The organism is Nocardia sp. NPDC052566 (assembly GCF_044547285.1).
Lineage (GTDB): Bacteria > Actinomycetota > Actinomycetes > Mycobacteriales > Mycobacteriaceae > Nocardia.
This window is the reverse complement of record NZ_JBIUAF010000006.1, coordinates 711,474-733,929: the sequence shown is the minus strand read 5'-3', so window position 1 is coordinate 733,929 and position 22,456 is coordinate 711,474. Positions and strand designations below refer to the sequence as shown.

15 protein-coding genes are annotated in these 22,456 nt (G+C 69.4%); 5 read left to right on the top strand and 10 right to left on the bottom strand.

The window, feature by feature from the left end:
• Positions 1-4: 4 nt before the first annotated feature.
• The 3 genes from ACIG5A_RS33290 to ACIG5A_RS33280 form a co-directional block, all read right to left on the bottom strand.
• A complete protein-coding gene (locus ACIG5A_RS33290; RefSeq protein ID WP_397247417.1) occupies positions 5-394 on the bottom strand; it encodes a YchJ family protein in 390 nt (129 codons plus the stop codon).
• A gap of 319 nt (positions 395-713) precedes the next feature.
• Positions 714-1,277, bottom strand: coding sequence for a hypothetical protein (locus ACIG5A_RS33285; protein ID WP_397247415.1), 564 nt, complete (start codon positions 1,275-1,277; stop codon positions 714-716).
• A 31-nt stretch (positions 1,278-1,308) separates the two neighbouring features.
• Positions 1,309-3,747 (bottom strand): AAA family ATPase, encoded by a 2,439-nt coding sequence (locus ACIG5A_RS33280; protein ID WP_397247413.1) that lies wholly within the window; start codon positions 3,745-3,747, stop codon positions 1,309-1,311.
• Between the two features lie 431 nt (positions 3,748-4,178).
• Between ACIG5A_RS33280 and ACIG5A_RS33275 the strand changes: the two genes are divergently transcribed.
• The 4 genes from ACIG5A_RS33275 to ACIG5A_RS33260 all read left to right on the top strand — a co-directional run bounded on the left by ACIG5A_RS33275 (position 4,179) and on the right by ACIG5A_RS33260 (position 11,781).
• Positions 4,179-7,133, top strand: a complete 2,955-nt coding sequence (locus ACIG5A_RS33275; RefSeq protein WP_397247411.1) for an SWIM zinc finger family protein — start codon at positions 4,179-4,181, stop codon at positions 7,131-7,133.
• A 2-nt stretch (positions 7,134-7,135) separates the two neighbouring features.
• A complete protein-coding gene (locus ACIG5A_RS33270; protein WP_397247993.1) occupies positions 7,136-8,236 on the top strand; it encodes an AAA family ATPase in 1,101 nt (366 codons plus the stop codon).
• A gap of 46 nt (positions 8,237-8,282) precedes the next feature.
• A complete protein-coding gene (locus ACIG5A_RS33265; RefSeq protein WP_397247409.1) occupies positions 8,283-10,541 on the top strand; it encodes a DUF5682 family protein in 2,259 nt (752 codons plus the stop codon).
• Positions 10,542-10,614: 73 nt separating this feature from the next.
• Complete coding sequence (locus ACIG5A_RS33260) at positions 10,615-11,781, top strand: VWA domain-containing protein (RefSeq protein WP_397247991.1); 1,167 nt, start codon at positions 10,615-10,617, stop codon at positions 11,779-11,781.
• Here ACIG5A_RS33260 and ACIG5A_RS33255 read toward each other — a convergent pair whose 3' ends face one another.
• From ACIG5A_RS33255 to ACIG5A_RS33245, 3 genes are all read right to left on the bottom strand, one after another.
• Positions 11,782-13,233, bottom strand: coding sequence for a flotillin family protein (locus ACIG5A_RS33255; protein ID WP_397247407.1), 1,452 nt, complete (start codon positions 13,231-13,233; stop codon positions 11,782-11,784).
• Positions 13,234-13,242: 9 nt separating this feature from the next.
• The gene (locus ACIG5A_RS33250) at positions 13,243-13,449 is read right to left on the bottom strand and encodes a hypothetical protein (protein WP_397247405.1); all 207 of its coding nucleotides are present in this window, start codon (positions 13,447-13,449) and stop codon (positions 13,243-13,245) included.
• A 95-nt stretch (positions 13,450-13,544) separates the two neighbouring features.
• Positions 13,545-14,330: a phosphatase PAP2 family protein gene (locus ACIG5A_RS33245; protein ID WP_397247403.1), complete on the bottom strand. Its 786-nt coding sequence runs from the start codon at positions 14,328-14,330 to the stop codon at positions 13,545-13,547.
• A gap of 506 nt (positions 14,331-14,836) precedes the next feature.
• Here ACIG5A_RS33245 and ACIG5A_RS33240 point away from each other — a divergent pair.
• On the top strand, positions 14,837-15,124 hold the full coding sequence (locus ACIG5A_RS33240; protein WP_397247401.1) for a hypothetical protein: 288 nt from the start codon (positions 14,837-14,839) through the stop codon (positions 15,122-15,124).
• A gap of 47 nt (positions 15,125-15,171) precedes the next feature.
• Here ACIG5A_RS33240 and ACIG5A_RS33235 read toward each other — a convergent pair whose 3' ends face one another.
• From ACIG5A_RS33235 to ACIG5A_RS33220, 4 genes are all read right to left on the bottom strand, one after another.
• Positions 15,172-17,727, bottom strand: coding sequence for an ABC transporter permease (locus tag ACIG5A_RS33235; RefSeq protein ID WP_397247399.1), 2,556 nt, complete (start codon positions 17,725-17,727; stop codon positions 15,172-15,174).
• Positions 17,727-18,503: an ABC transporter ATP-binding protein gene (locus tag ACIG5A_RS33230; protein ID WP_397247397.1), complete on the bottom strand. Its 777-nt coding sequence runs from the start codon at positions 18,501-18,503 to the stop codon at positions 17,727-17,729. The genes ACIG5A_RS33235 and ACIG5A_RS33230 overlap by 1 nt, the downstream gene beginning before the upstream one ends.
• A gap of 90 nt (positions 18,504-18,593) precedes the next feature.
• Positions 18,594-20,558, bottom strand: a complete 1,965-nt coding sequence (locus tag ACIG5A_RS33225; RefSeq protein WP_397247395.1) for a protein kinase — start codon at positions 20,556-20,558, stop codon at positions 18,594-18,596.
• 12 nt (positions 20,559-20,570) lie between these two features.
• Positions 20,571-22,433, bottom strand: a complete 1,863-nt coding sequence (locus ACIG5A_RS33220; protein WP_397247393.1) for a WD40 repeat domain-containing serine/threonine protein kinase — start codon at positions 22,431-22,433, stop codon at positions 20,571-20,573.
• Between the last annotated feature and the right edge of the window lie 23 nt (positions 22,434-22,456).

Sequence of the window (22,456 nt, the reverse complement as noted above, 5' to 3'; positions counted from 1 at the left end):
CCGGTCATGGCCGCATCACCCCGTCGCGGTAGACCCACGCGCCGTCCGCGCGCTCGAAGGTGCTCACCTCGTGCAGCGAGTCGCGGGCGCCGTCGGCACGATAGTGCGCGACGAATTCGACGAGGCCGGTGTCGTCGAAGAGGCCGCCGCGCTCGGTCCGCAGGATCTCCAGGAACAGCCAGCGCTGATCCGGATCGAGCTCGAGCCCGGGCGGCCTGGTGCTCGGATGCCAGGAGCGCAGCAGGTAGTCGCGGTCGCCGACCGCGAACGCGGTGTAGCGCGAGCGCATCAGCGCCTCGGCGGTCGGCGCGGGCCGCTCGCCGGCGAGCACCGGCCCACAGCAGTTGTCGAAGACCTCACCCTGTCCGCACGGACACCGTCGCGATTCGCCCATCCCCCAATCCTCGCCGCCGTCCGGAGCGCCCGGGACATCGGCCCCTCAGCACACCGCGAGTCCGCGGCGCGAGCGACGGGCCAGGAGGAGGCAGCCCGCGTAACCACGGAGGGCACCGGGGAGCGCCGCAATCCAACACAGATCCGTACCGCCCAGTACTCCGAATCACGTTGTGCACAGGCTTGCTTCCCCCTCGCTGAAGGAGCCAGACCATGCCATTGCTCAATATGCTGAACATCCTGGGCTCGGGGTCTTCCATCGCCGCGAACAGCATCTTCTTGCTGAGCAGCATCATCGGACTACTGCGGGTGCTCTGATTTCACATCGTCACGCCCGCGAGTTCGGTTGCGATGCGGGCCGTTTGCTCACGCCAGCGGCGCAATTCGGTGACGCTGGGCGCGAGTTCGTAGTCATGGTGGTGGGCGGCGCGGGAGAGCGCCGCCCATACCGTCGCGACCTGTGCCGCGGCCTCGGCACCCGCGAAGAATCGCAGGGCGAGCAGCTGTGCCCGCATCGGGCAGCGCACCAGATCGGGCGCGATGCGTAGCCACAGCTCGTCCACCGACTGCTCCAGCGCGAGCCGCAGAATCCACGCGGTCGCCCGCGACCACAGGCCGCCCGCGTCGGTCACCGAACCGGCGAGCAGCCGGTCGACGGCGTCGAGCCGCTCGACGAAGGAGGGACGGTCCGGTCCAGCGGGTCCGCGCCTGCCCTCCCGCTTCGAACTCCCCTGCCCGCGATCACCTTTGGGCTTGCCGTGCCGACCGTTGCCGTACCTGCCGTTCCCCTGTCGGCCGTTGCTCTGTTTGCCGTTGCTCTGTTTGCCGTTGCCCTGTTTGCCGTTGCCCTGTTTGCCGTCGCCCGCCCCGCGCCGCTCGCTCACCAGCCGATCCTCATGGCATCCGGTTGCCCACTCAGCGCGCGAGCCAAGCGACAAACCTTTCGGTATCGGTGATCAGCTCGCGCATACCGCGCCCGATCGGCACGTGCGCGCCCGCGGTGGCATCGCGCAGCACATCGACGACCCAGCGGCCCTCCAGACCGGTCAGGTGTTTGTTCAGGTCGTCCACCTTGCCGGAGACGCCCATCACCGCGAGCGCGACCATGGCCCGCGTGGTGTGCGCGCCCTCGATATGCCGCTCGACCACGCGATGATCCATCCCGCCAGCCAGCAGATTCCGGCGCGCCCTGGCCAGGCTCGCCGCCTCGATCGCCGAGCGGCAGCAGGAAGCGACGAGTTCGTCGGCGATAGCGGGCGGCAGCTGCGGCGTACGAATCAGCGAGCGGGCATCGTCGAGGTAGCGGCGGATCGGATCGCTCGACACCCGCACCTCGACCACCGAGCGCTCCCGCCGCTGCACCTCGAGCACCGTCGCGTCCAGCTGCATCCTGCGCACCGCCTCGGCGAGGCGCTCATCGTGGGTGAACACCACCACCTGCCTGGTCCACGCCACCGCGGCGAGTACCCGCGCGAGCCCGTCCACCTTCGCCGGATCCATCGCCTGCACCGGATCGTCGATCATGACGAACCGGAACGGGCTCTCCTCCACGGTGGCCCTCGGCAGGAACAGCGATAGCCCGAGCGCGTGCAATTCGCCCTGGCTCATCACACCGAGCGCGGCGCCGTCCACATCGTCGACGGTGACGTCGAGCAGCACCCGCCGCGCCGTTCCCGCGTTGCCCTGCAGCCGAATCGCGCCGAGCTCGACATTGCTCTGCTGGCGCAGCGTCTGCCAGACCCAGCGTGCCGTGGTCTCCAGCGGCGCCATCCGCTCGCCGCGCAACCCGGCGGTCGCCGACTTCAGCCAGTCCTCGGCACGTTTGACGGTGCGCAGCTCACCGGCCCGCGCGGCGACCTGCTTCGCGCCGTCGAGCCAGGCCGCGATGCGCGGCACCAGCGGCGACCACACCTCGTCGAGGCGGTCCAGCTCTTTGCGGGTGCCCTGCTGCAGCTGCTCCAGCTGGTCGACGAGGCGCTGATGCGCCCAGCGCAGCCGATCGGGCAGCTCGGCGCTGTACTCGGCGGTGGTCAGCGCGGCCCATTCGACCCAGGCCGCGCGGACCGCCTCGGTATCCACCGTCGGCGGATTGCGCGGATCGAAATCCAGTTCGGGCGGTACATGATTGGGCAGGGCGCGCGCGGCGTGCACCGCCTGGTCCAGCTCGGTGCGCGCCGTGGTCAGCGCGTCGAGGCGGGCGCCGAGCGTCGCGATGGAGATATCCGCGGCGCGCGCCCACACATCGTCGAGCCTGCCGCGACCGCAGACCGGACATTCGCAATCACCGCTCGCCGCAACGTGTTCGCGCGCCTTGCGCAACAATTCCAACACGCGCAAATCGGCTTCGGCATCCGCGGTCGAATCGCGGGCGAGTACCGCGCCGCATTCCTCCAGCCGCTCGGCCACCGCGGCCACCCGGTGGCCGCTGGGCAGTACCAGCCGGACGATCGCGCGCAATCCCGCTGGGCCGGAGGGATCTTCGGCATTGCCGTGCAGCTCACGGCCGATCGCGGTGAGATCGGGTTGCGCGGGCCGCAGCAGGCTCGCCATCCTGATCGCGCGGTCGTCGGCCACCGGGGCGAGCGCGCTCACCAGGTCCAGCCGCTCCTGGCGCGAATCTCGCACCGCCCGTTCGAGTTCCAGTCTGCGGGAGCGAATCCGCTCCTGCGCCAACGTGAGTTCGTCGAGGCCGAGCAGTTGATGCAACGCGTCGAACAGATCGCTCGGCTTGCCGTCGACGAGCGCGCCGAGCTCACTGTAGGACAGGAAGGGCCGGTACAGCTCGAGCAGCGCCGCCCACTTCTCCGTCGCGAAAGCCGTTGCGGCGGTGGGTGGTCGCTGCTCGGTCCAGTGCGCGGCGGACAGGTCGGCGCCGGGGCGCCACTGCTTGACGATGGTCAGCTCGGGCGCATTGCCGGTGGTCAGCAGATCGAGTTCGATGCGGGCGGCATCGCCGTCGTGCAGATTGCGCCAGCCCTCCCGCCATGCCGCCGATCGGCCGTCCCAACGCCGATTCCCGCCGGTGAGCGCCAATTCGGCGGCCTCGGCGAAGCTGGACTTGCCGCTGCCGTTGCGGCCGACCACCAGGGTCAGGCCCGGACCGGGCGCCACGTGCAGGGTGGCCTCGGGGCCGATACCGCGGAAACCGCGTACCGTGATCGCCTTCAGGAAGATGCCCGTGTCATCGAATTCGGTTGCCTGATCCTCGGATTCGCCGCCGCGCAGGGCGCGAAGCACCGCCTTGGCCACCTCCGCGGTCACCGCCGGATCCTCGGCCAGTCTGCGGGCAACCACCTCGCCCAGTCGAGGCACCGGATCGGCTCGACCGGTATCGGGATGGGCATCCGTCTGCATGCGAAACCCCCTCCACCACCGAACCGCGGCACATCCTCCAACCCCGCGCGCGGTGTCGTCGTCGAAAGCTGCGAGAAACGCTACCCGATGACGTCGGTTTCGCCCACTTCACCGATCGAACCTGCCCGCGAGGCTGGTTTATGGCCATCGAGCGACCGGGGGCCGCGCTCGATGTCCACCCCTCGCCAACCTCGACGGGCAGCTCGATGGTGTCTCACCCGAATGGGTGGCTCGGTCGCAGCCGAACAGGACAGAATGCCAGAAACGGACAGGTTGCGCAAGATGCGGTCGGCGCCGAACCCGGTGTCCGCGCGGCGATTTCCCCATCGAAATGGCTCAGAGCACGGCACATGTCGGTGGGGTGCGGTACAAATCCGGCAACCGAAAAACGGGGGATCACCGATGACACACCGGCGAGCAGGAGTTGTTCGATGACCGCGGCCATGACCGACGACCAGGTGACCGCGCTGGCGCCGGACGCGAGTTCGCTGTCCGCGGCACGCAAACTCGCGAACCGCTGGCAGGGGACGGGATACCTCGGCAACGCGCTGTGGGGTCTGTGCCAAGGCAGCGGCGCCAAGCCCTATCAGACGATCGTCGACCTGGCAGGGCCCGCGTACAAGTGCTCGTGCCCGAGCCGGAAGTTCCCGTGCAAGCACGCGCTCTCGCTGCTGCTGAACTACGCGCAGGGCCGCGTCGACGAGGCAACGGGGACAGCGGATTTCGCGGCGCAATGGCTCGCGGAGCGGACAGCGCGCGCGGCCAAGCCCGCCACCGCCACCGCGCGCACCGCCAACCCAGCGACGGCCGAGCAGCGCAGGGTCAGGGTCACCGCCGGACTGGAGGAGCTCGATATCTGGCTCGGCGATCAGGTGCGCACCGGGCTCGCGCAGACCGATCGGTCCTACACGGCATTCGAGGCGGTCGCCGCGCGGATGGTCGACGCGCAGGCGCCAGGGATCGCCTCGGCGCTGCGCAGGCTGCCGAGTGTGGTGGTGACGCGTCCGGATTGGCCCGAGATCGTGTTGCGCGAGTTCGCGGGCATGCATCTGCTCGTCGCCGCGCATCGCCGCCTCGACGAGCTGACGCCCGCGCTGCGCGCCAGCGTCCGCGGCCACATCGGCTATCCGGTGCCGGCGGAGACGGTGCGCACCGAACCCGCGGTACGCGATCGCTGGATGGTGCTCGGGGTGCGGATCAGCGAGGAGGAGCGGCTCCACACCCGGCGAATCTGGTTGTACGGGCGCGAGACCGGGCGCTGGGCGCTGATCGTCGACCACTCCTTCGGCTCGCCGAGCTTTCCCGCCGAGATACCGCCGCCGGGACTGCTCGCCGAGGCGGATGTGCACTACTACCCCGGCGCGGCGCCACTGCGCGCGCTCTGGGGCACCAGATACAGTGCGGCCGAACCGTTCACGACGCTGCCCGGCGCGGACGCGACCATCGATACCGCCGCGACGCAGCACGCGCGGGCGGTCGGCGCCGACCCCTGGCTGCGGTCGTGGCCGGTGCTGCTCACCGACGTGATACCGCTCTCGAACGAAAGTGGTTGGTACATAGTGGAATCCGACGGCAGAGCGCTCCCCCTCGCGGTGACCGACCAGCCGTGGCGGCTGCTCGGCATCTCCGGCGGCCACCCCGTGACACTCGCCGCCGAGTGGACCCGCGAGGGGCTCGTCCCGATCTCGGTGTTCACCGCGGGCGAGGTAATCGACCTGGACCACACCGATCCCACCGGACGCGCGATACCGAATTCGCCTGCGGCGCCCGGCCCCGGCGCCGAGGACCTCACCTCGGCGGCGCTGCTCGGCACCGCGCGGCGCACACCCGATCGGACCGAGCTCGCGCCCCCGGTCGCCGCGGCCGCGTCGCACCTGCGTACCGACCCGGCGCTGCTGCTCCTCGAATATGCCGCGCTGCAGGACACTTTCGGCCGTGGCAGCGTGGTCGCGGGCACCGCGAGCACGCCGGAACCGGCCGAGGACGATCCGCGCCCGCTGCTGCCGCGCCTGGCCGCCGCCCGGCTCGCGCGCATGCTGCGGGACAAGTCGGCGTTCCTGCCCGAATGGTTCGCCGCCGCGGCACCACACGATTACCGCGCGCCGGATGCACTGTGCGGCCAGCTGCTCGACTTCGCGCGCGGCAATCTCGCACTGCGCGAACCACTCCTGCGCCTGGCGGGTGCGCGCGGCCGCTGGCTGGCGAGCAGGCATCCGGAGTGGCGGAACCTGGTGCGGCGCGGCGATTCGGTGCCCGCCGAGGAGATCTGGCGCCTCGGGCAGCCACCCGAACGGCGGGACTGGCTCGCCACACTGCGGCATCGCGATCCCGCCGCGGCGCGCGCGACACTCACCGCCGCATGGAAACAGGAGTCGGGGCCGCTGAAGGCGGAGCTGATCGGCGTACTCACCGAGGGGATCTCGGCGGCCGACGAACCACTGCTGGAGACCGCGCTCGACGACCGGCGCGCCGACGTCCGGCGCATCGCCGCGAGCCTGCTCACCCGGCTGCCCGATGCGGAATTCGGCCTGCGGATGACCGCACGTGCGCGGGCATGGGTGCGCGCCGAGCGGAGTAGGCAACGCGCGGCGCGCGCGACGGGCCCCGAGGAGGCAGCTTGCGTAACCACGGAGGGCCCCGCGCGCGCCGCAATTCAACACTGGAACTTCGTCATCGATATCCCTGATGCGCTCGACGACGCGGCGCGCCGGGACGGCATCACCGACCGCACCGTCGAATTCAGCTACCGCTGGGGCGTCGCGCCCGATGTGACGGCGGGGCGGCTGCGCCAGCTCGTGGCCGCGACGCCGCTGGCCCATTGGGAGACCGCGCTGGAGGTGCTCGGCGCACGGGACGCGGCGACGCGGGTGGTCGATGCCGGTGTCCCCGACCGCTTTCGGCAGCCGCTGTTCGACGGATGGATCGATGCCGCACTGGCCCAGCGGAATTCGCGATGGGCGGCGGCGTTGTTCGGCAAGGGCGTGCCCTCCGATCTGGCCATGCTGCGGCGGCGTGAACTGTTCGCCCTGCTCGCGCCCGAGGACCGCACGCGGCACCTGTGCGAGCTCAACGGGTCGTGGCTCTCCGAGATCGAGGCGCTGCTGCCCGCGATGGGGCCGGTGTGGCCGGAACCGGTGGCGCGGCACCTGATCCTGCTGCTTGCCGAACGCGCGCGCGTCGCGGCCAAACGCCACGATGCCCACAGCGCCGGACCGAACGCGCATCAGTCGCTGCTCGCCATGGCGGCCGTCCACCTGCCGCTCGTCGCGGTCAACGCGGTCGCCGTCGTCGCCCGCCGCTGCGAATCACCCGCCTGGGAACAGGCATTCGACCACCTAGTGCACGACCTCAACCACCGCTCGATGATGCTCGAGGAGCTCCAGTGACCATGACCGAAACCACCGCAGGCACCGCACTGCTGCGGCCGCACGCCGAACAGGCCTTCGCCGAGGAATTGCGCGCACTGGCCGCGGCCGACGACCGGCCGCGCCCGCCGTCCTGGCAGCTGTCGCCGTGGGCCGTTGTCACCTATCTGCTCGGCGGCGCGCTCGACGACGGCACGGTGATCACGCCGAAGTACGTCGGGCCGCGCAGGTTGATGGAGGTCGCCGTCGCGACGCTGGCCACCGACCGCGCGCTGCTGCTGCTCGGTGTGCCCGGCACCGCGAAGACCTGGGTGTCGGAACACCTTTCGGCGGCGATCTGTGGCACGTCGACGCTGCTCGTCCAGGGCACCTCCGGCACCGCGGAGGAGGCCATCCGCTACGGCTGGAACTACGCGCGGCTGCTCGCCGAGGGGCCGAGCGAGGGCGCGCTGGTGCCCTCGCCGGTGATGACCGCGATGCGCGCCGGGGCCATCGCCCGGCTCGAGGAACTCACCCGCATCCCGTCCGACGTGCAGGACGCGCTGATCACCGTGCTGTCCGAAAAGACGCTGCCGGTACCGGAACTCGGCACCGAGGTGCAGGCGGCCAAGGGCTTCAACGTGATCGCCACCGCCAACGACCGCGACCGCGGCGTCAACGACCTGTCCTCCGCGCTGCGCCGCCGCTTCAACACCGTGGTGCTGCCGCTGCCCGCCAGCGAGGACGAGGAGGTCGCGATCGTCACCCGCCGGGTCGCCCAGCTCGGCACCGCGCTGGAATTGCCCGCCGTGCCCGCGGCCGCCGAGGAGGTGCGCCGGGTGGTGCGGGTCTTCCGGGAACTGCGCTCCGGCATCACCGCGGACGGGCGCACCAAACTCAAGTCGCCGTCGGGCACCCTGTCCACGGCCGAGGCGATCTCGGTGATCACCAACGGCATCGCGCTGTCCGCCCACTTCGGCGACGGCACCCTGCGCGCCGCCGATATCGCGGGCGCGGTACTCGGCTCGGTCGTCAAGGACCCGGTCGCCGACGCCGTCGTCTGGACCGAATACCTGGAAGCCGTTGTGCGCCAGCGCGAAGACTGGTCCGACTTCTACCGCGCCTGCCGCGAGGTGACGGGGTAGGCGTGCGGATCGGAATCGAGGAGCTCGGAAACAGGGGGTGAGCAAGATGCAGCAGGCAACGGCCGACGCTACCGACGGCCCGGCGGTGACTCGGGTGTTCGGCATCCGCCACCACGGACCGGGGTCGGCGCGCTCGGTTCGCTTGGCGCTGGAGGAGTTCCAGCCCGACACCATCCTGATCGAGGGACCGGCGGATGCGGATCCGCTGGTGGGTTATGTCGCCGCCGAGGGCATGATGCCGCCGGTCGCGCTGCTGGCCTACGTTCCGGATTCACCTGCGAAGGCGGCATTCTGGCCGTTCGCGGTGTTCTCCCCGGAATGGCAGGCGATGCGGTATGCCGCCGAACACGGTGTGCCCGTTCGCTTCTGCGATCTGCCCGCGTCGACGGTGCTTGCCGTCGACAAGGAGCCCGGCGACCGCACCGACCCGCTCGCCGAACTGGCGGCGGCGGGCGGCTACGACGACGCCGAGCGCTGGTGGGACGCGGTGGTCGAATCCGTCGCGGACACCGCCGCATTCGATGCGATCACCGAAGCCATGGGTGCGCTGCGCGAATCAGCAGAGCAGGACGGCGAATCGGATCCCGTTGTCCCCGAGCAACTTCGGGTTGACGCACACACCCTGGTGCGCGAGGCATACATGCGGCAGACCATGCGTAAGGCGTTGAAGGAGGGTTCGCGGCGTTTGGCGGTGGTGTGCGGGGCATGGCATGCGCCGGCGCTGGCGGGGAAGCTGGGGCCCGCTACGGCGGATGCCAAGGTGCTCAAGGGGTTGCCGAAGACCAAGGCGGCGCTGACGTGGATTCCGTGGACGCATTCGCGGCTGTCCACGATGTCGGGGTACGGCGCGGGCATCGACTCGCCCGGGTGGTATCACCATCTGTTCACCGAGACCGAGCAGCCGGTCGCGCGGTGGCTGACCAAGGTGGCCGGTGTGCTGCGCGAGCACGATCTGCCGGTGTCGAGCGCACACATCATCGAATCCGTCCGGCTCGCCGAAACACTCGCCGCCATGCGCGTCCGTCCGCTGGCCGGGCTGTCCGAGGTGACCGAGGCGGTGCGTGCGGTGATGTGCGGCGGCGACGAGGTGATGGTGCGGCTGATCGCCACCGAGCTCGTCGTCGGTGAGGCGCTCGGCACGGTACCCGACGGCACCCCGACCGTGCCGCTGGACGCCGATCTGCGCGCGCGGATCAAGACGCTGCGGATCAGGCAGGAGGCGCTGTCGCGCACGCTGGATCTCGATCTGCGCAAGGAACGCGAGATGGAGCGGTCGCGGCTGCTACATCGGCTGCGGGTACTCGACATCGACTGGGGCACACCGGCATCCAGTGAGGTGCGCAGCACAGGCACCTTCCGTGAGACCTGGACACTGCGGTGGGAACCGGAATTCGCGGTCGCCATCGTCGAGGCGTCGCGCTGGGGCACCACCATTCGCACGGCGGCCGAGGCGAAGATCCTCGATACCGCCGGTCGCGACGGTGTCACCGTCGGCGACCTCGCCGTCGCGCTCGATACCGCGCTGCTCGCCGATCTCGGCGGCGCCACCGACGGCCTGATCGCCAGGCTGGCCTCGGTCGCGGCGCTGGACCACGACGTCACCCATCTGCTCGCCGCGCTGCCCGGCCTCACCAGAACGCTGCGCTACGGCGACGTGCGCGGCACCGACACCAAGGCGCTCGCGCAGGTGGCCGACGGCCTGCTCGTCCGGATCTGCGCGGGCCTGCCGGGCGCGGTGACCGGCCTGGACACCGATGCGGCGCTGCATCTGCGCGGACTGGTCGATGCGGCGCACACCGCCGTGCGCACCCGCGACGACGGCTGGGCCACCGGTGAATGGCTCGCCGCGCTGCAGCGCGTCGCCGATCGCGACGACGTGCACGGCGCGCTGGCCGGCCGCGCGGTCCGCCTGCTGTGCGATGCCGGGCGGATCGACGAGAACGAGTCGGCGCGCAGGCTTTCCGCGGCGCTGTCGGTCGGCAATACCGCGCAGGCGAAGGCGGCGTGGATCGACGGTTTCGTGGGCGGGCGCGGCCTGCTGCTCGTGCACGACCGCGAACTGCTCCGGCTCATCGACGACTGGCTGCGCGGCCTGGACGAGGAACGGTTCATCGAAACACTCCCCTTGCTGCGCAGGACATTCGGCGCCTACGAGCAGGGTGAGCGCCGCGCCATCGGCCAGGCGGTGCGCGATACCGGTTCCGCCGCAGGGCCTTCCGGCGCCGACGAGCACCGGGGCCTCGACCTGGAACGCGGCACGCTCGCGATGTCGGCGGCCGCACAGATCCTCGGGGTCACCGCATGAGGGAGCGAACCATGTCTCAGCGCGCCGCGGCGCCGAACACCATCGAGGTGCGGTCATGAACCAGGAGTCACCGATGCAGGCCACCGACGAAACCCGGTCCAGGCGTTGGCGTCTGGTGTTGGGCGGCGCGGCCGAGGCGGAACTCGGCGCGCTCGGGGGCACCGACGATGCGGCGATGGACCGCGCGCTGACCGCGCTGTACAACACCGCCGACGATCGCTCCGGCGGTAAGCGCGCGGGCAGCCTCGGCGAGTCGGCGCCGCGAGTCGCCCGGTGGCTCGGCGATATTCGCAACTACTTCCCGTCCTCGGTGGTCGAGGTCATGCAGCGTGACGCGGTCGACCGGCTCAACCTGACCCAGCTGCTGCTCGAACCCGAACTGCTGGAGGCGGTGGAACCCGATGTGCATCTGGTCGGCACGCTGCTCAGCCTGAACCGGGTGATGCCGGAGACCACCAAGGCGACCGCGCGCATGGTGGTGGAGAAGGTGGTGCGCGAGATCGAGCGCCGCGTCGCCGCGCGTACCGTCACCGCCGTCTCGGGCGCGCTCAACCGGGCCGCCCGGATCGCCCGCCCCCGGCTGCGCGATATCGACTGGGACCGAACCATCCGCAAGAATCTCGCGAACTACCTGCCCGAACATCGCACGGTGGTGCCCGAACGGCTGATCGGCTACGGCCGCAAGGCGCAGGCGGTGCACCGCGACGTGGTGCTCGCCATCGACCAATCCGGTTCGATGGCGTCGAGCGTGGTGTACGCGTCGGTGTTCGGCGCGGTCCTCGCCTCCATGCGTTCGCTGAAGACCTCACTGGTCGTCTTCGATACCGAAATCGTCGATCTCACCGACCAGCTCAGCGATCCCGTCGACGTCCTGTTCGGCACGCAACTCGGCGGCGGCACCGATATCAACCGCGCCATCGCCTACTCCCAGTCCCTGATCACCCGCCCCGCCGACACCCTGTTCGTGCTCATCTCCGATCTCTACGAGGGCGGCATCCGCGAGGAGATGCTGCGCCGGGTCAACGCCATGAAGGATTCGGGCGTGCAGGTCGTCGTCCTGCTCGCCCTCTCCGACGACGGCGCCCCCGCCTACGATCACGACAACGCCGCCGCCCTTGCCGCCCTAGGCATCCCGGCCTTCGCCTGCACCCCCGACAAGTTCCCTGACCTGCTCGCCCTTGCCCTCGACCGTGGCGACGTCCAAGCCTGGGCCAACCTCAACGCGGGAGGTCAGAACTGACTACGAATCCTTCGCCTCGCCATTCAGCGAGACCTCGGTGCCGGGCTGCATTGCGGGAAGCAGGGATTCACGGGCCAACGTGGTGAGCGCGCCCGCCTGCTGGATGATTTCGGCGAGCGCCGAGGTGACGCCCTGCGCACCGTTGAGCACCGTGAAATTGCCGACGTGCTCGAACGGTGCGGCCGCCGCGGCGACGATCTGCGGGAGGTTCTCCGCGACCTGCTGCGCGATGACGGCCTCCTGGTTCTTGCTCATCGCCTCCGCGCGTAACTGGATGCCCGCGGCCTCGGCGGCCATCTGGGCGCGCACCGCGTCGGCCTGTGCCAGGCCCTTCGCCTTGATCGCGTCGGCCTCGGCCTGACCGGTCAGCCTGGTCGCCTCGGCCTGGGCGGCCGCGCGCACGCGGATCGCCTCCGCCTCGGCCTCGGCCTGCAATTTCGTCTGCGCCGCCGCGGCTTCGGCGCGCAGCCTGGTCTCCTTGGCCTGCGCCTCGGCCTGGGAGATATGCGCGTCCCGTGCCGCGGTGGCCAGCGTCGTCTGCTTGTACGCCTCGGCGTCGGCGGGTTTGCGGATCTCGGCCTGCAACTGCTGTTCGCGCTGCTGTCCCTCTAGCTGCGCGACCCGCGTCGCCACCTCGACGACCGCCTGCCGCGAGGTCGCCTGCGCGAGCGGACCCTGCTGCGCGGATTCCTGCATCGCCTTGTCGATCTCGGCCTGATACCCGGCCTTCTTGATATCGGTATCCCTGGTCGCGAGCGCGATCCTGGCCCGCGCGGCCTGCTCCTGTTCGATGGCCTCGCGCTCGGCGTTGGCGCGGGCGATCCTGGCCCGCTGCTCGATCTCGGCCTGATGCGGAACGGCCAGGTTGGCAATGTAATTCGACTCGCTGCCGATGGACTGGATCTGGAAGCTGTCGATCACCAGGCCGAAGGATTCCATCTCCTGCGAGCACCGGTCCCTGACCTGCTCGGAGAACTTGTCCTGATCGCTGATCATGTCCTCGACGGTCATCGAACCGGCGATGGAGCGCAGGTGACCGACGAAGACGTTCTGCACCTTGGTTTCCAGGTCCTGCGCGGGCCGATCGAGGAAGCGGCGGGCCGCGTTCGCGATGGACCGGTAGTCGTCGCCGACCTTGTACATCACCACGCCGGTCAGCTCCAGGTTGATCTTCTGCTGACTCACGCACGGCACGGTGATCTGACTTTCGTGCGCCTCCAACGACATTCGCCGCACCTTGGTGAGTCCGGGCGCGATCAGCGTGCCGCGGCCGGTGACGATGCGGAACCCCATGCTCTCACCGACGCCCGACGGCCCGGTACCCGCGCGGAAGCCCGAGATGATCAGCGCCTCATCGGGTTCGGCCACCCGCCACGCCGCTCGGAACAACGCCACCGTCATCAACAGGATGGCGACGACGACCCCGACCACCACAAGGACAAGAGTGTCCACGGTGCACCTTCATTTCACGGAGATAACTTCGACTGTGCGACCGCCCAGACTCCCGACGACCAGGATCTGCGCGTGCTTGGGAATGATGGCGTCGTCCGCGGCGCGGGCCAGGAAACGCTCTGTCCCCGCGCGCACTTCGATCACCACCTCGCCGAGATGGCCCGGCTTGATCGTCGCGGTCACCCGGCCGTATTTGCCGATCACATCCGCTGCCACCGACACCTCCCCCGGACACCGTGATTGGACCAACGTCCACGGTAGACCCGCGCGATGCCGGTGGGAATGGTCTTGATGGGAACGCAACAACCGAGTCAGCGCATCCAGGCGGGCCCCATCGCGCCCCATGCCGTCGCCGAGGCCGGGACGATCAGCGGATGCACGATCGCGGCGATCGCCAGCAACGTGGTAGCGACGATGGCGTCGAGCCAGTAGTGGTTGCCGGTGCCGATCACCACGACGGTGGTGATGATCGGATGCGCCAGCGCGAGCCAGCGCCATCCGCTGCGGGTGGCCGCGACCATCGCGAAGCCGAGCAGCACCGCCCAGCCGACGTGCAGCGAGGGCATGGCCGCGAATTGGTTGGACAGTCCGCCCGAATCGTCCGGGCCGTAGACGGATTGACCGTGCATCAGCGCGAGGTCGACGAACCCGTATTCCGGCAGCATGCGCGGCGGCGCCAGCGGCAGCGCGACGTGCACGACGAGCCCAGCTCCGGTGAGCGCGACCATCAGGTTGCGCGTCCAGCGGTAGTGCTCAGGGCGGAACATCCACAGCCACAGCAGCACTCCGACGGCGACGCTGAAATGCGCGGTGGCGTAATAGAAATTCGCCGGGACCGCGAGCGAGCTGTGGTCGACGAAGAGCGCCTGCACCCGCGTCTCGGTCGGAAGGCCGAGCCGGTCTTCCAAGGTCAGCACGGTATGCGCGTTCCCGAAGGCGCGGACCGTGTCGTCGGCGGTGAACATCCGCCCTACCCGGTACCCCAGGTACAGCACGGTGATGAGCGCGAACTGCCCGAGCGCCTCACCACCGCGGCCGCGCACCGCCGCCCTCATCCGTTCGGCGACGCCGTCGTCGACGAAACCCACCGCCACCATTGCCCGCGGGCTCCTTCTCCGTTGAACCAAGCCGCCATCGGTCGTTAAGTGGAGTAACAACCTCCGTTTACCGTAGCATCACCTCCCCCGCGGGGACGGCATCGTGTGATCGGACAGACAGCGGCGCGGCAAAGCAGAACCCCGGCGGATTCCGCCGGGGTCCGATCGTCGATGGGTCAGGATCCGAAGGACATCAAGCCGGTCACGAGGCCGAGCATGTTCTGGAACATCCCGGTGACTTTCAGCACGATCGACAGCACATCCATGATGGACTCCTTGTCGGAACGGGCAATGGGCCAGCAATCCGATGTTACGGCGTTTCGCGGCCGAATCTCCGTACCGCCTCGCCGAATGGGCCGACACGCGTCGACCCGCCGGATCTGCCGGCACTGACCTGCGTGTCCGCCGACGTTCACCGGATCGACCGCGACACAACACCTTTCGGACCTAACGTCGCCGCGTCGGCAGTTGCGGCCGGCGATACGGTTCGGCGAGAAAGGATCACGATGGCAATCGGCGTCATTCTCGAATTCCACGAAGCGACACTCGAACAGTACGACGCCGTACTGGAGATTCTGGGCTTCGAACCCAAGGGGCCCGGCGCGCCGGGCGGCCTGTTCCACTGGGTCACCGCCACCGATGACGGTGTCCGCGTCACCGATGTGTGGGAGTCCCAGGAACTCTTCGAACAGTTCGCTCAGGAGAAGATCAACCCGGCATCGGCCAAGGTCGGTCTCCCCAACCCACCGGAGATCACCTACCACGAGGTGCACAACTACCTCACCGCGGGCTGACGCTCCCGCGGCGCGTGCGGTGCGCAGCGCCGCGCACCGCACGCGCCCTACAGATCCGCGATCGCCGCGAGCGGCGGTGTGCGCGCCGCACGGATACCGGGCCACAGCGCGGCGAGCACGCCGACCACACCGGAGCTGATCAGCACGATTACCAGCTGAGCCCACGGGATGGTGATCTGATCGATGCCGTATTCGCTCAGCGTGCGCAGGAATCCGATGCCGAGGCCGATGCCGAGCGCGACGCCGACGAGGGCGCCGAAGATGGAGATCAGCATCGACTCCAGATAGATGGTGCGGCGCACCTGGGCCCGCATGGTGCCGACGGCGCGCAACATACCGATCTCCCTGCGCCGTTCGACCACCGACAGCGCCAGGGTGTTGATGATCCCGAGGATCGCGATCACCACCGCCAGCGCGAGCAGGCCGTACACGATCGCCAGCAGCGTGTTGATCTGGCGGCCCTGCGCGCCCTTGAACTGCTCGCGGTCCTGCACCTGCACCACGGCGAACTGGTCCGTTGCCTTTTCCAGGTTGGTGCGCATCACGGCCAAGTCGGCGCCCGGCTTCGCCGCGACGAGCACGTAGAAGTTGTTCTGGAACCTGGGCGGAGTCACCTCGGCGAAAACCTTGGGCGAGATGACCATCTTGCTGAGCAGCGGCGTGTTCTTGTAGATGCCGACGATCGTGACGGGAGGCACCTTCTCGTTCTTGTCCAGCGTATTCAGCTCGATCCGCTGGCCGACTCGCCAATTCCGGTCGGTGGCTTCACCTTCGGACACCAGCACGTCCCGGTCGCCGATCGTGCGGGTACCGCGCACGATCTCGTAGCTCAGCACCTTGTCCATCGGCCGATCCGGCGAAACACCCTGCACCAGATCGTTGCCGACGCGCACGGCGAAGCCGCGGACACCGACAGCGTCGGCGGCTTCCGGCACGCCGTCGAGCACCGCGGCGGGCACACCGAGCGGCAGGCCGAGCAACTGCGTCTGCTGCGGGCCCGAGAGCACGTAATCCGCTTCCACACCCTTGTCGACGAGCACGCCGATACTCGCCTTCGCCGACGCGCCGAGCATGCCGATGGCCGAGACCAGCATCAGGCCGAGGGTGAGCGCGAAAGCCGTTGCGGCCGTACGCCGCGGGTTGCGCACCGCGTTGTCGCGCGCCATCCGGCCGATCGGCCCGAACGGGCGAACCAGCACACCGAGGACGGTGAGCACCGGACGCGACAGCGCGGGCGAGGCGAGCAGCACCGCGAAAATCAGCGACAACGCGCCGACCCCGACGGTCGCCGCGGCCCGGCCACCGGTGGACTGCGCGCCGATCAGCACGACGACGATGCCGAGCACGGCCAGGCCGAGCCCGACGACGGTACGCAGGCGCAACGACTCACCGACGGAGGCGAATTCCTCGCGCATCGCCTCGACCGGTGGGATCTTCGCGGCGCGGCGGGCGGGGGCGTAGGCGCTGACCACGGTGACCAGCATGCCGACGAGCAACGCGACGAGCACGGTGCGCGGCAGCACCGCCATCGATCCGGTCGGCAACCCGAGGTCGAAGTAGTTCAGCAAGCCGGACAGGCCGAACGCCAAACCGACGCCTGCGGCCAAACCCAGTGCGCTGCCGACCAATCCGATGACCAGCGCCTCAGAGACCACCGAGACGCCGACCTGTCCGCCGCTGGCGCCGACGGCACGGAGCAGCGCCAGTTCGCGCAGCCGCTGGGCGACGATCATCGCGAAGGTGTTGTAGATGATGAAGGTGCCCGCGATCAGCGCGATCGCGCCGAAGGCGAGCAGGAAGTAGTTGATGAACTTCAGTGTCTGCGAGAACTGGGTTTTCAGGTCCTCGCGCACCTGTTCGCCGTTCTGCACCTTGAAGCCCGGCACCGCGGCGCCGATCCGGTCGCGCAGATCGTTGACGGAAACCCCTGAGGCGGCGGCGATATCGATGTAGGCGACGTGGGTGCCATCGGTGAACAGCTTGCGGGCCTGCGCGTCGTCGAACAGCATGCCGACGAAACCGCCGGTGTCCGTTGACACTTCATAGATACCGGTAATCGTGACGTCGATGGCCGGTTTCTGCTGGTCGCTCTGGGACGGGATCAGGATCTTGGTGTGATCGCCGACCTTCAGCCCGGCTCGCTCGGCGCCGCCGCTGTTGATCGCGACCTCGCCCTCGGCGGCGGGTGGCACACCGGCGATGAACTTCTCCGGTTCGGCGACCGCGCGCTCGGGCGGCACATACGACTGTCCCCAGCTCGGCGCGCCGCCGGTCTGCACCGGCTTCTTCCCGGCCGGGTCGAGCAGGATCAGCGGACCGTTCACGCTCGGCGCGATCGCCCGCACGCCGTCGATCTGTGACACCTTGTCCACCACGGCGAGTGGCACACCGAAGGACCGCTGCTCCTTCGGGCTGACGCGCACATCCACGCCCCTGGCCTGGTTGGCGAAGATGCCGTCGAAGGTGCGCTGCAGCGTATCGGTGAAGACGAAGGAACCCGCGATGAACGCGGTGCCGAGCACCACCGAAAGCAGGGTCAGCGCCAGTCGCACCTTGTGCGCGGCCAGATTGCGCAAGGCGACCTTGCGCATCGGGTTTTTCATCAGGCCTGCTCCAGTGCCTTCATGCGGTCGAGCACCGAATCGGCGGTCGGATCGCGCAATTCGTCGACGATGCGCCCGTCGGCGAGGAACACCACCCGGTCGGCGAAGCCAGCGGCATGCGGTTCGTGGGTGACGATGACGACCGTCTGCCCGAATTCGTCGACGGCGGCGCGCAAGATGTTGAGCACCTCGCCGGAGGCGCGCGAATCGAGGTTGCCGGTCGGCTCGTCACCGAAGATGATGTCCGGTTTACCGGCCAGCGCCCGCGCGCACGCGACGCGCTGCTGCTGCCCGCCGGACAGCTCGCTCGGCCGATGGCCGAGCCTGTTCTCGAGCCCGAGCCGCTTCAGCACGGTGTCGAGCCACTCCTGATCCGGTTTGCGGCCCGCGATATCCAGCGGCAGCGTGATGTTCTCCAGCGCCGTCAGCGTCGGCACCAGGTTGAACGCCTGGAAGACGAACCCGATGCGGTCGCGCCGCAGCCGCGTCATCTGCTTGTCGGACAGGCTGGTGAGATCCGTATCACCGATCCGGACCGTGCCCGAGCTGGCGCTGTCCAAGCCGGCCAGGCAGTGCATGAGCGTCGATTTACCGGAGCCCGACGGCCCCATGATCGCGGTGAACTCACCCTTCGCGAACTCCGCCGACACCTTGTCCAAGGCCGTGACCTGCGTATCTCCGGTCCCATAGACCTTGGTCAGTTCGATAGCGCGGGCCGCCACATCGGTCGATCCCGCCTTCTCGGCGGTGTCGGCGCCCAAAGCTTGCGAAGTCATGAGACCCAGTGTGTCCACGTTCGTGCGTCCGCGCCATCGGGGAGAACCCCGAACTGGTGATGGCGTCTCCGTTTTCCGGCACTGACCGCGCTATTTCCAGACCTGCACCGACTTGTGCGTGCCGACGGCGAGCAGATCACCCTCCGGACCGAAGGCGATCGCCCCGACCTCGGACCCCACCGCGAGCGCCCGGCCCAGGCCGGCGCCGGTGGCCGGATCCCAGAACCGCACGGCCGAATCGGCGGCGCCGGTGACGAACAACCTGCTGTCCGGGCTGAAGGCCGAGACGCAGATCGGCTCCCGGTTCTCGGTCACCCCGAATCCGATGAGACGGCCGCTCGGCAGATCCCAGAACCGCAGCATGCCATCGCTGCTGCCGGCGCCGAGCACCCGGCCGCCGGGGGCGAAAGCCACCGATTCGACCGCCGTATCGAAGGTCCCGGCCCCCGAACCCCATAGGCCACGCCCCGTGTCGACATCCCAGAGCCTGACCTCGTTCGTCGTGACGCCACCGGCCAGCAACCGTCCGTCCGGGCTGAAGGCCAGCGCATCGACGGCCCGCGTGGTCAGCGCCTCGACCTCGGCGCCGAGCTGGGCGCCCGTCGCCGCGTCCCAACTCCGCACGGTCCCATCGGCGCTCGCGGTAGCCACCCGGGCGCCATCGGGACTGGCGGCCACCGCCAGCACGCAGTCCCCGTGACGGCCGAAGCCGATATCCATTGCGCGACCGGTCGCGCAATCCCAGAGCAGCACCGTCCCGTTGTCGCTTCCGGTGATCACCGATCGCCCGCCGGGGAGAAACGCCGCCGCCGCGATCGGATTCGACGGGCCATCGAGAACCGTGGTTGTCGTGCGGTCGGTGGCCAGGTCCCACCGCCGCAGTTTGTCGGCCATGTCGAGGCTGAACAGGACGCTGCCCGCGGCATCGAAGCAGACCGCGCGGACGCTCCGGCGGAATCCCCAGGAGCCGGTTTCGCTCACTCGGACAAGGTGAGTGGGCACGGTGGATCGCGTGCGCACGGGCGGTCGAGCGGCGATCGGTGGAATGGGATGTCCGGCGGGTGGCTTACTCGATAATCCGGCCAGCGACATTCCGGCGAGCGAAGGGCCCGGTACTCCGGCGGGCGGTGGGCCCGGATGTCCGGCGGGCGGCGTCGCCCGGACCTGAGTCGGCGCCAACCTCGACGCGGGCACCGGCCTCGTCACCGGCGCCGCGCCCGCGGGCCCGGCGAACGCACACAGGGCGGCCTCCGCTAATTCCGCACAGGATCCGTAGCGGTCCTCGGCTCGCTTGGCCAGCGCCTTGGCCAGCGCGACATCCAAGGCGGCGGGCAGGCCGGGCCGCACACTGCCGACGGGCGGTGGCGGTTGCTGCAGATGGCCCTGGATCACCGCGACCGGATTGGTCGCCTCGAAGGGCACCGTGCCGGTCAGCAGCCGGAACAGACTGCACGCCAACGAATATTGATCGCTGCGATGATCCAGCGGTACACCGGACAACTGCTCCGGCGACGCATAGGCGAGGGTGGCGATGAACGTCCCCGTCCTGGTCAGCCTGCCGGTCTCGTTCACCACCCTGGCGATGCCGAAGTCGGTGAGGAACACCCGCCCCGCACCCTGATCACCGGCACGCTCGACAAGAATGTTGGCGGGCTTCACATCTCGGTGTAGCACGCCGCGACCGTGCGCGAAGTCCAGCGCGTTCGCCGTGTCGGCGATGATCCGCACCGCCCGCAGTGGATCCAGCCCACGCACGTCCATCGATTCGCCGTCGACACCGTCGACATACTGCATGGAGATCCACAGCTGCCCGTCCTCGATCCCCCGATCGAACACCGTGACGATATTCGCGTGATCCAACTGCGCGACCACATCGGCCTCCCGCTCGAACCGCGCCCGAATCTCGGTGTCCGCGAACAGTTCCTGATTGAGCAGCTTCAACGCGATGAGCCGGGGCAGCCGCGGATGCCGCGCCAGATACACCGACCCCATCCCGCCGTACCCGAGCGCCCGCTCCACGGTGTACCCCGCGAATACCTGTCCGTTGCGCAACATCTCGCCCCCTGACTATTTCCACACCTGCACCGACTTGCCCGCCGCGACGGCGAGCGATCCGCCGTCCGGGCTGAACGCCACCGACCAGATCGGCGACAGCGCGGTCAGTGCCTGCCCGATCTCCTTGCCGGTGGTGGGATCCCAGAACCGCACCGTTTTGTCCGCGCTACCGGTGGCGAGCAGTGTGCCGTCGGCACGGAATGCGAGGGAGTGGATCGTCTTGTGATGCTCGCCGGCGGCGGATCCGATCAACCGGCCACGAGGCAGATCCCAGAACCGCAGCGAGCCGTCACTGCTGCCCGCGGCCACCACCCGCCCGTCTGGGCTGAACGCCACTGAAACAACCGCGGAGTTCGCGGGCACCGCGTCGGTGCTGCGTGAACTCCACACGATTCGGCAGGTGTGCGTGTCCAGGAGGCGCACTTCGTCGGCGCTCGAACCGCACGCGAGGTAGCGGCCATCCGGGCTGAAGGCAAGCGCGCCCGCGGCCTGGCTCGTGCGCAGCGCGGCGGCGTCACCGATCTGCGCGCCCGTGGCCACGGCCCAGATCCGCACGGTCTGATCGGCACTCGCGGTGGCGACCCGACCGCCGTCCCGACTGCACGCCACCGCCCACACCCAGCGGTTGTGCCCGACGAAGGCGGCGTCGGCGGGCCGTCCGGTCGTGCTGTCCCACACCTGCGCGGTGCCGCCGCCACCGGTGACCAGCTGCCGACCATCCGGGAAGAATGCCGCCACCGCGATCGGATCATGGGATCCGGCAAGGGATTTGGTGGTGGTGGCATCGGTGGTCAGGTCCCATCGCCGCACCTTGTCGACCGAGTCGATGCTGGTGAGGACGCGCCCGCCGGGATCGAAGGCGATCGCGCGGACGCACACGCCGAAGCCCAGGCCCGACTTGCCCGTCATGGCAAGCCGGTTCGGCACCGCGGGGAGCGCACGTGCGGGCGCCGGTGTCGGGAACCACAACTGCGGGCCGGGCGGCGTCGGCAGCACTACCGTCGGCGGCGACGGTGCCGGTGGCGGCGCGGGGACCGAGACCGGCCCGGCGAAGGCGGCGACCGCGGCGTCGGCGAATTCGCCGCACGATCCGTACCGATCCTCGACACGCTTGGCCATGGCCCGCACCAGAATCGCGTCCAATTCATGTGGCAGCCCGGGCCGAATGGCGCTCAGCAGCGGCGGCGGCGATTGCATGTGCCCCTGGATCAAAGCGACCGGGTTGGTGGCGTCGAACGGACCGGTGCCGGTGAGCAGCCGAAACAGGCTGCACGCCAGCGAGTATTGGTCGGTCTGATGGCCGATGTTCGCGCCGGACAGCAACTCCGGCGAGGCATAGGCGAGGGTGGCGACGAAGGTCCCCGTCCTGGTCAGCCTGCCCGTGTCGTTGAGCAGCCTGGCGATGCCGAAGTCGGTGAGCAGCACCCGCGCCGGCCCCGGATCATCGCTGCGCTCGACAAGGATGTTGGCGGGCTTCACATCCCGGTGCAGCACACCGCGCCGGTGCGCGAAGTCGAGCGCACGCGCGGTCTCCGCGATGATCCGCACCGCCTGCGCGGGCTCGAGTGCGCGCACATCGATCGAGTCACCGTCGACGCCGTCGATGTACTGCATGGAGATCCACAGCTGTTCGTCCTCGATACCCCGGTCGAACACCGTGACGATATTGGCGTGATCCAGCTGCGCGGCCAGATCCGCCTCCCGTTCGAACCGCGCCCGAATCTCGCTGTCGGCGAACAGTTCCTGATTGAGCAGCTTGAGCGCGATACGCCGAGGCAGCCGCGGATGCCGCGCCAGATACACCGACCCCATGCCACCGCGCCCGAGCAGCCCCTCCACGGTGTACCCCGCGAACACTTGACCATTGCGCAACATCTCGCCCCCTCGCCATCTTCCGC

Coding starts and splice junctions, on each gene's coding strand:
- ACIG5A_RS33290 (WP_397247417.1), bottom strand. CDS start 394: ATGGGCGAATCGCGACGGTGTCCGTGCGGACAGGGTGAGGTCTTCGAC.
- ACIG5A_RS33280 (WP_397247413.1), bottom strand. CDS start 3,747: ATGCAGACGGATGCCCATCCCGATACCGGTCGAGCCGATCCGGTGCCT.
- ACIG5A_RS33275 (WP_397247411.1), top strand. CDS start 4,179: ATGACCGCGGCCATGACCGACGACCAGGTGACCGCGCTGGCGCCGGAC.
- ACIG5A_RS33270 (WP_397247993.1), top strand. CDS start 7,136: ATGACCGAAACCACCGCAGGCACCGCACTGCTGCGGCCGCACGCCGAA.
- ACIG5A_RS33265 (WP_397247409.1), top strand. CDS start 8,283: ATGCAGCAGGCAACGGCCGACGCTACCGACGGCCCGGCGGTGACTCGG.
- ACIG5A_RS33260 (WP_397247991.1), top strand. CDS start 10,615: ATGCAGGCCACCGACGAAACCCGGTCCAGGCGTTGGCGTCTGGTGTTG.
- ACIG5A_RS33245 (WP_397247403.1), bottom strand. CDS start 14,330: ATGGTGGCGGTGGGTTTCGTCGACGACGGCGTCGCCGAACGGATGAGG.
- ACIG5A_RS33240 (WP_397247401.1), top strand. CDS start 14,837: ATGGCAATCGGCGTCATTCTCGAATTCCACGAAGCGACACTCGAACAG.
- ACIG5A_RS33235 (WP_397247399.1), bottom strand. CDS start 17,727: ATGAAAAACCCGATGCGCAAGGTCGCCTTGCGCAATCTGGCCGCGCAC.
- ACIG5A_RS33230 (WP_397247397.1), bottom strand. CDS start 18,503: ATGACTTCGCAAGCTTTGGGCGCCGACACCGCCGAGAAGGCGGGATCG.
- ACIG5A_RS33225 (WP_397247395.1), bottom strand. CDS start 20,558: ATGTTGCGCAACGGACAGGTATTCGCGGGGTACACCGTGGAGCGGGCG.
- ACIG5A_RS33220 (WP_397247393.1), bottom strand. CDS start 22,433: ATGTTGCGCAATGGTCAAGTGTTCGCGGGGTACACCGTGGAGGGGCTG.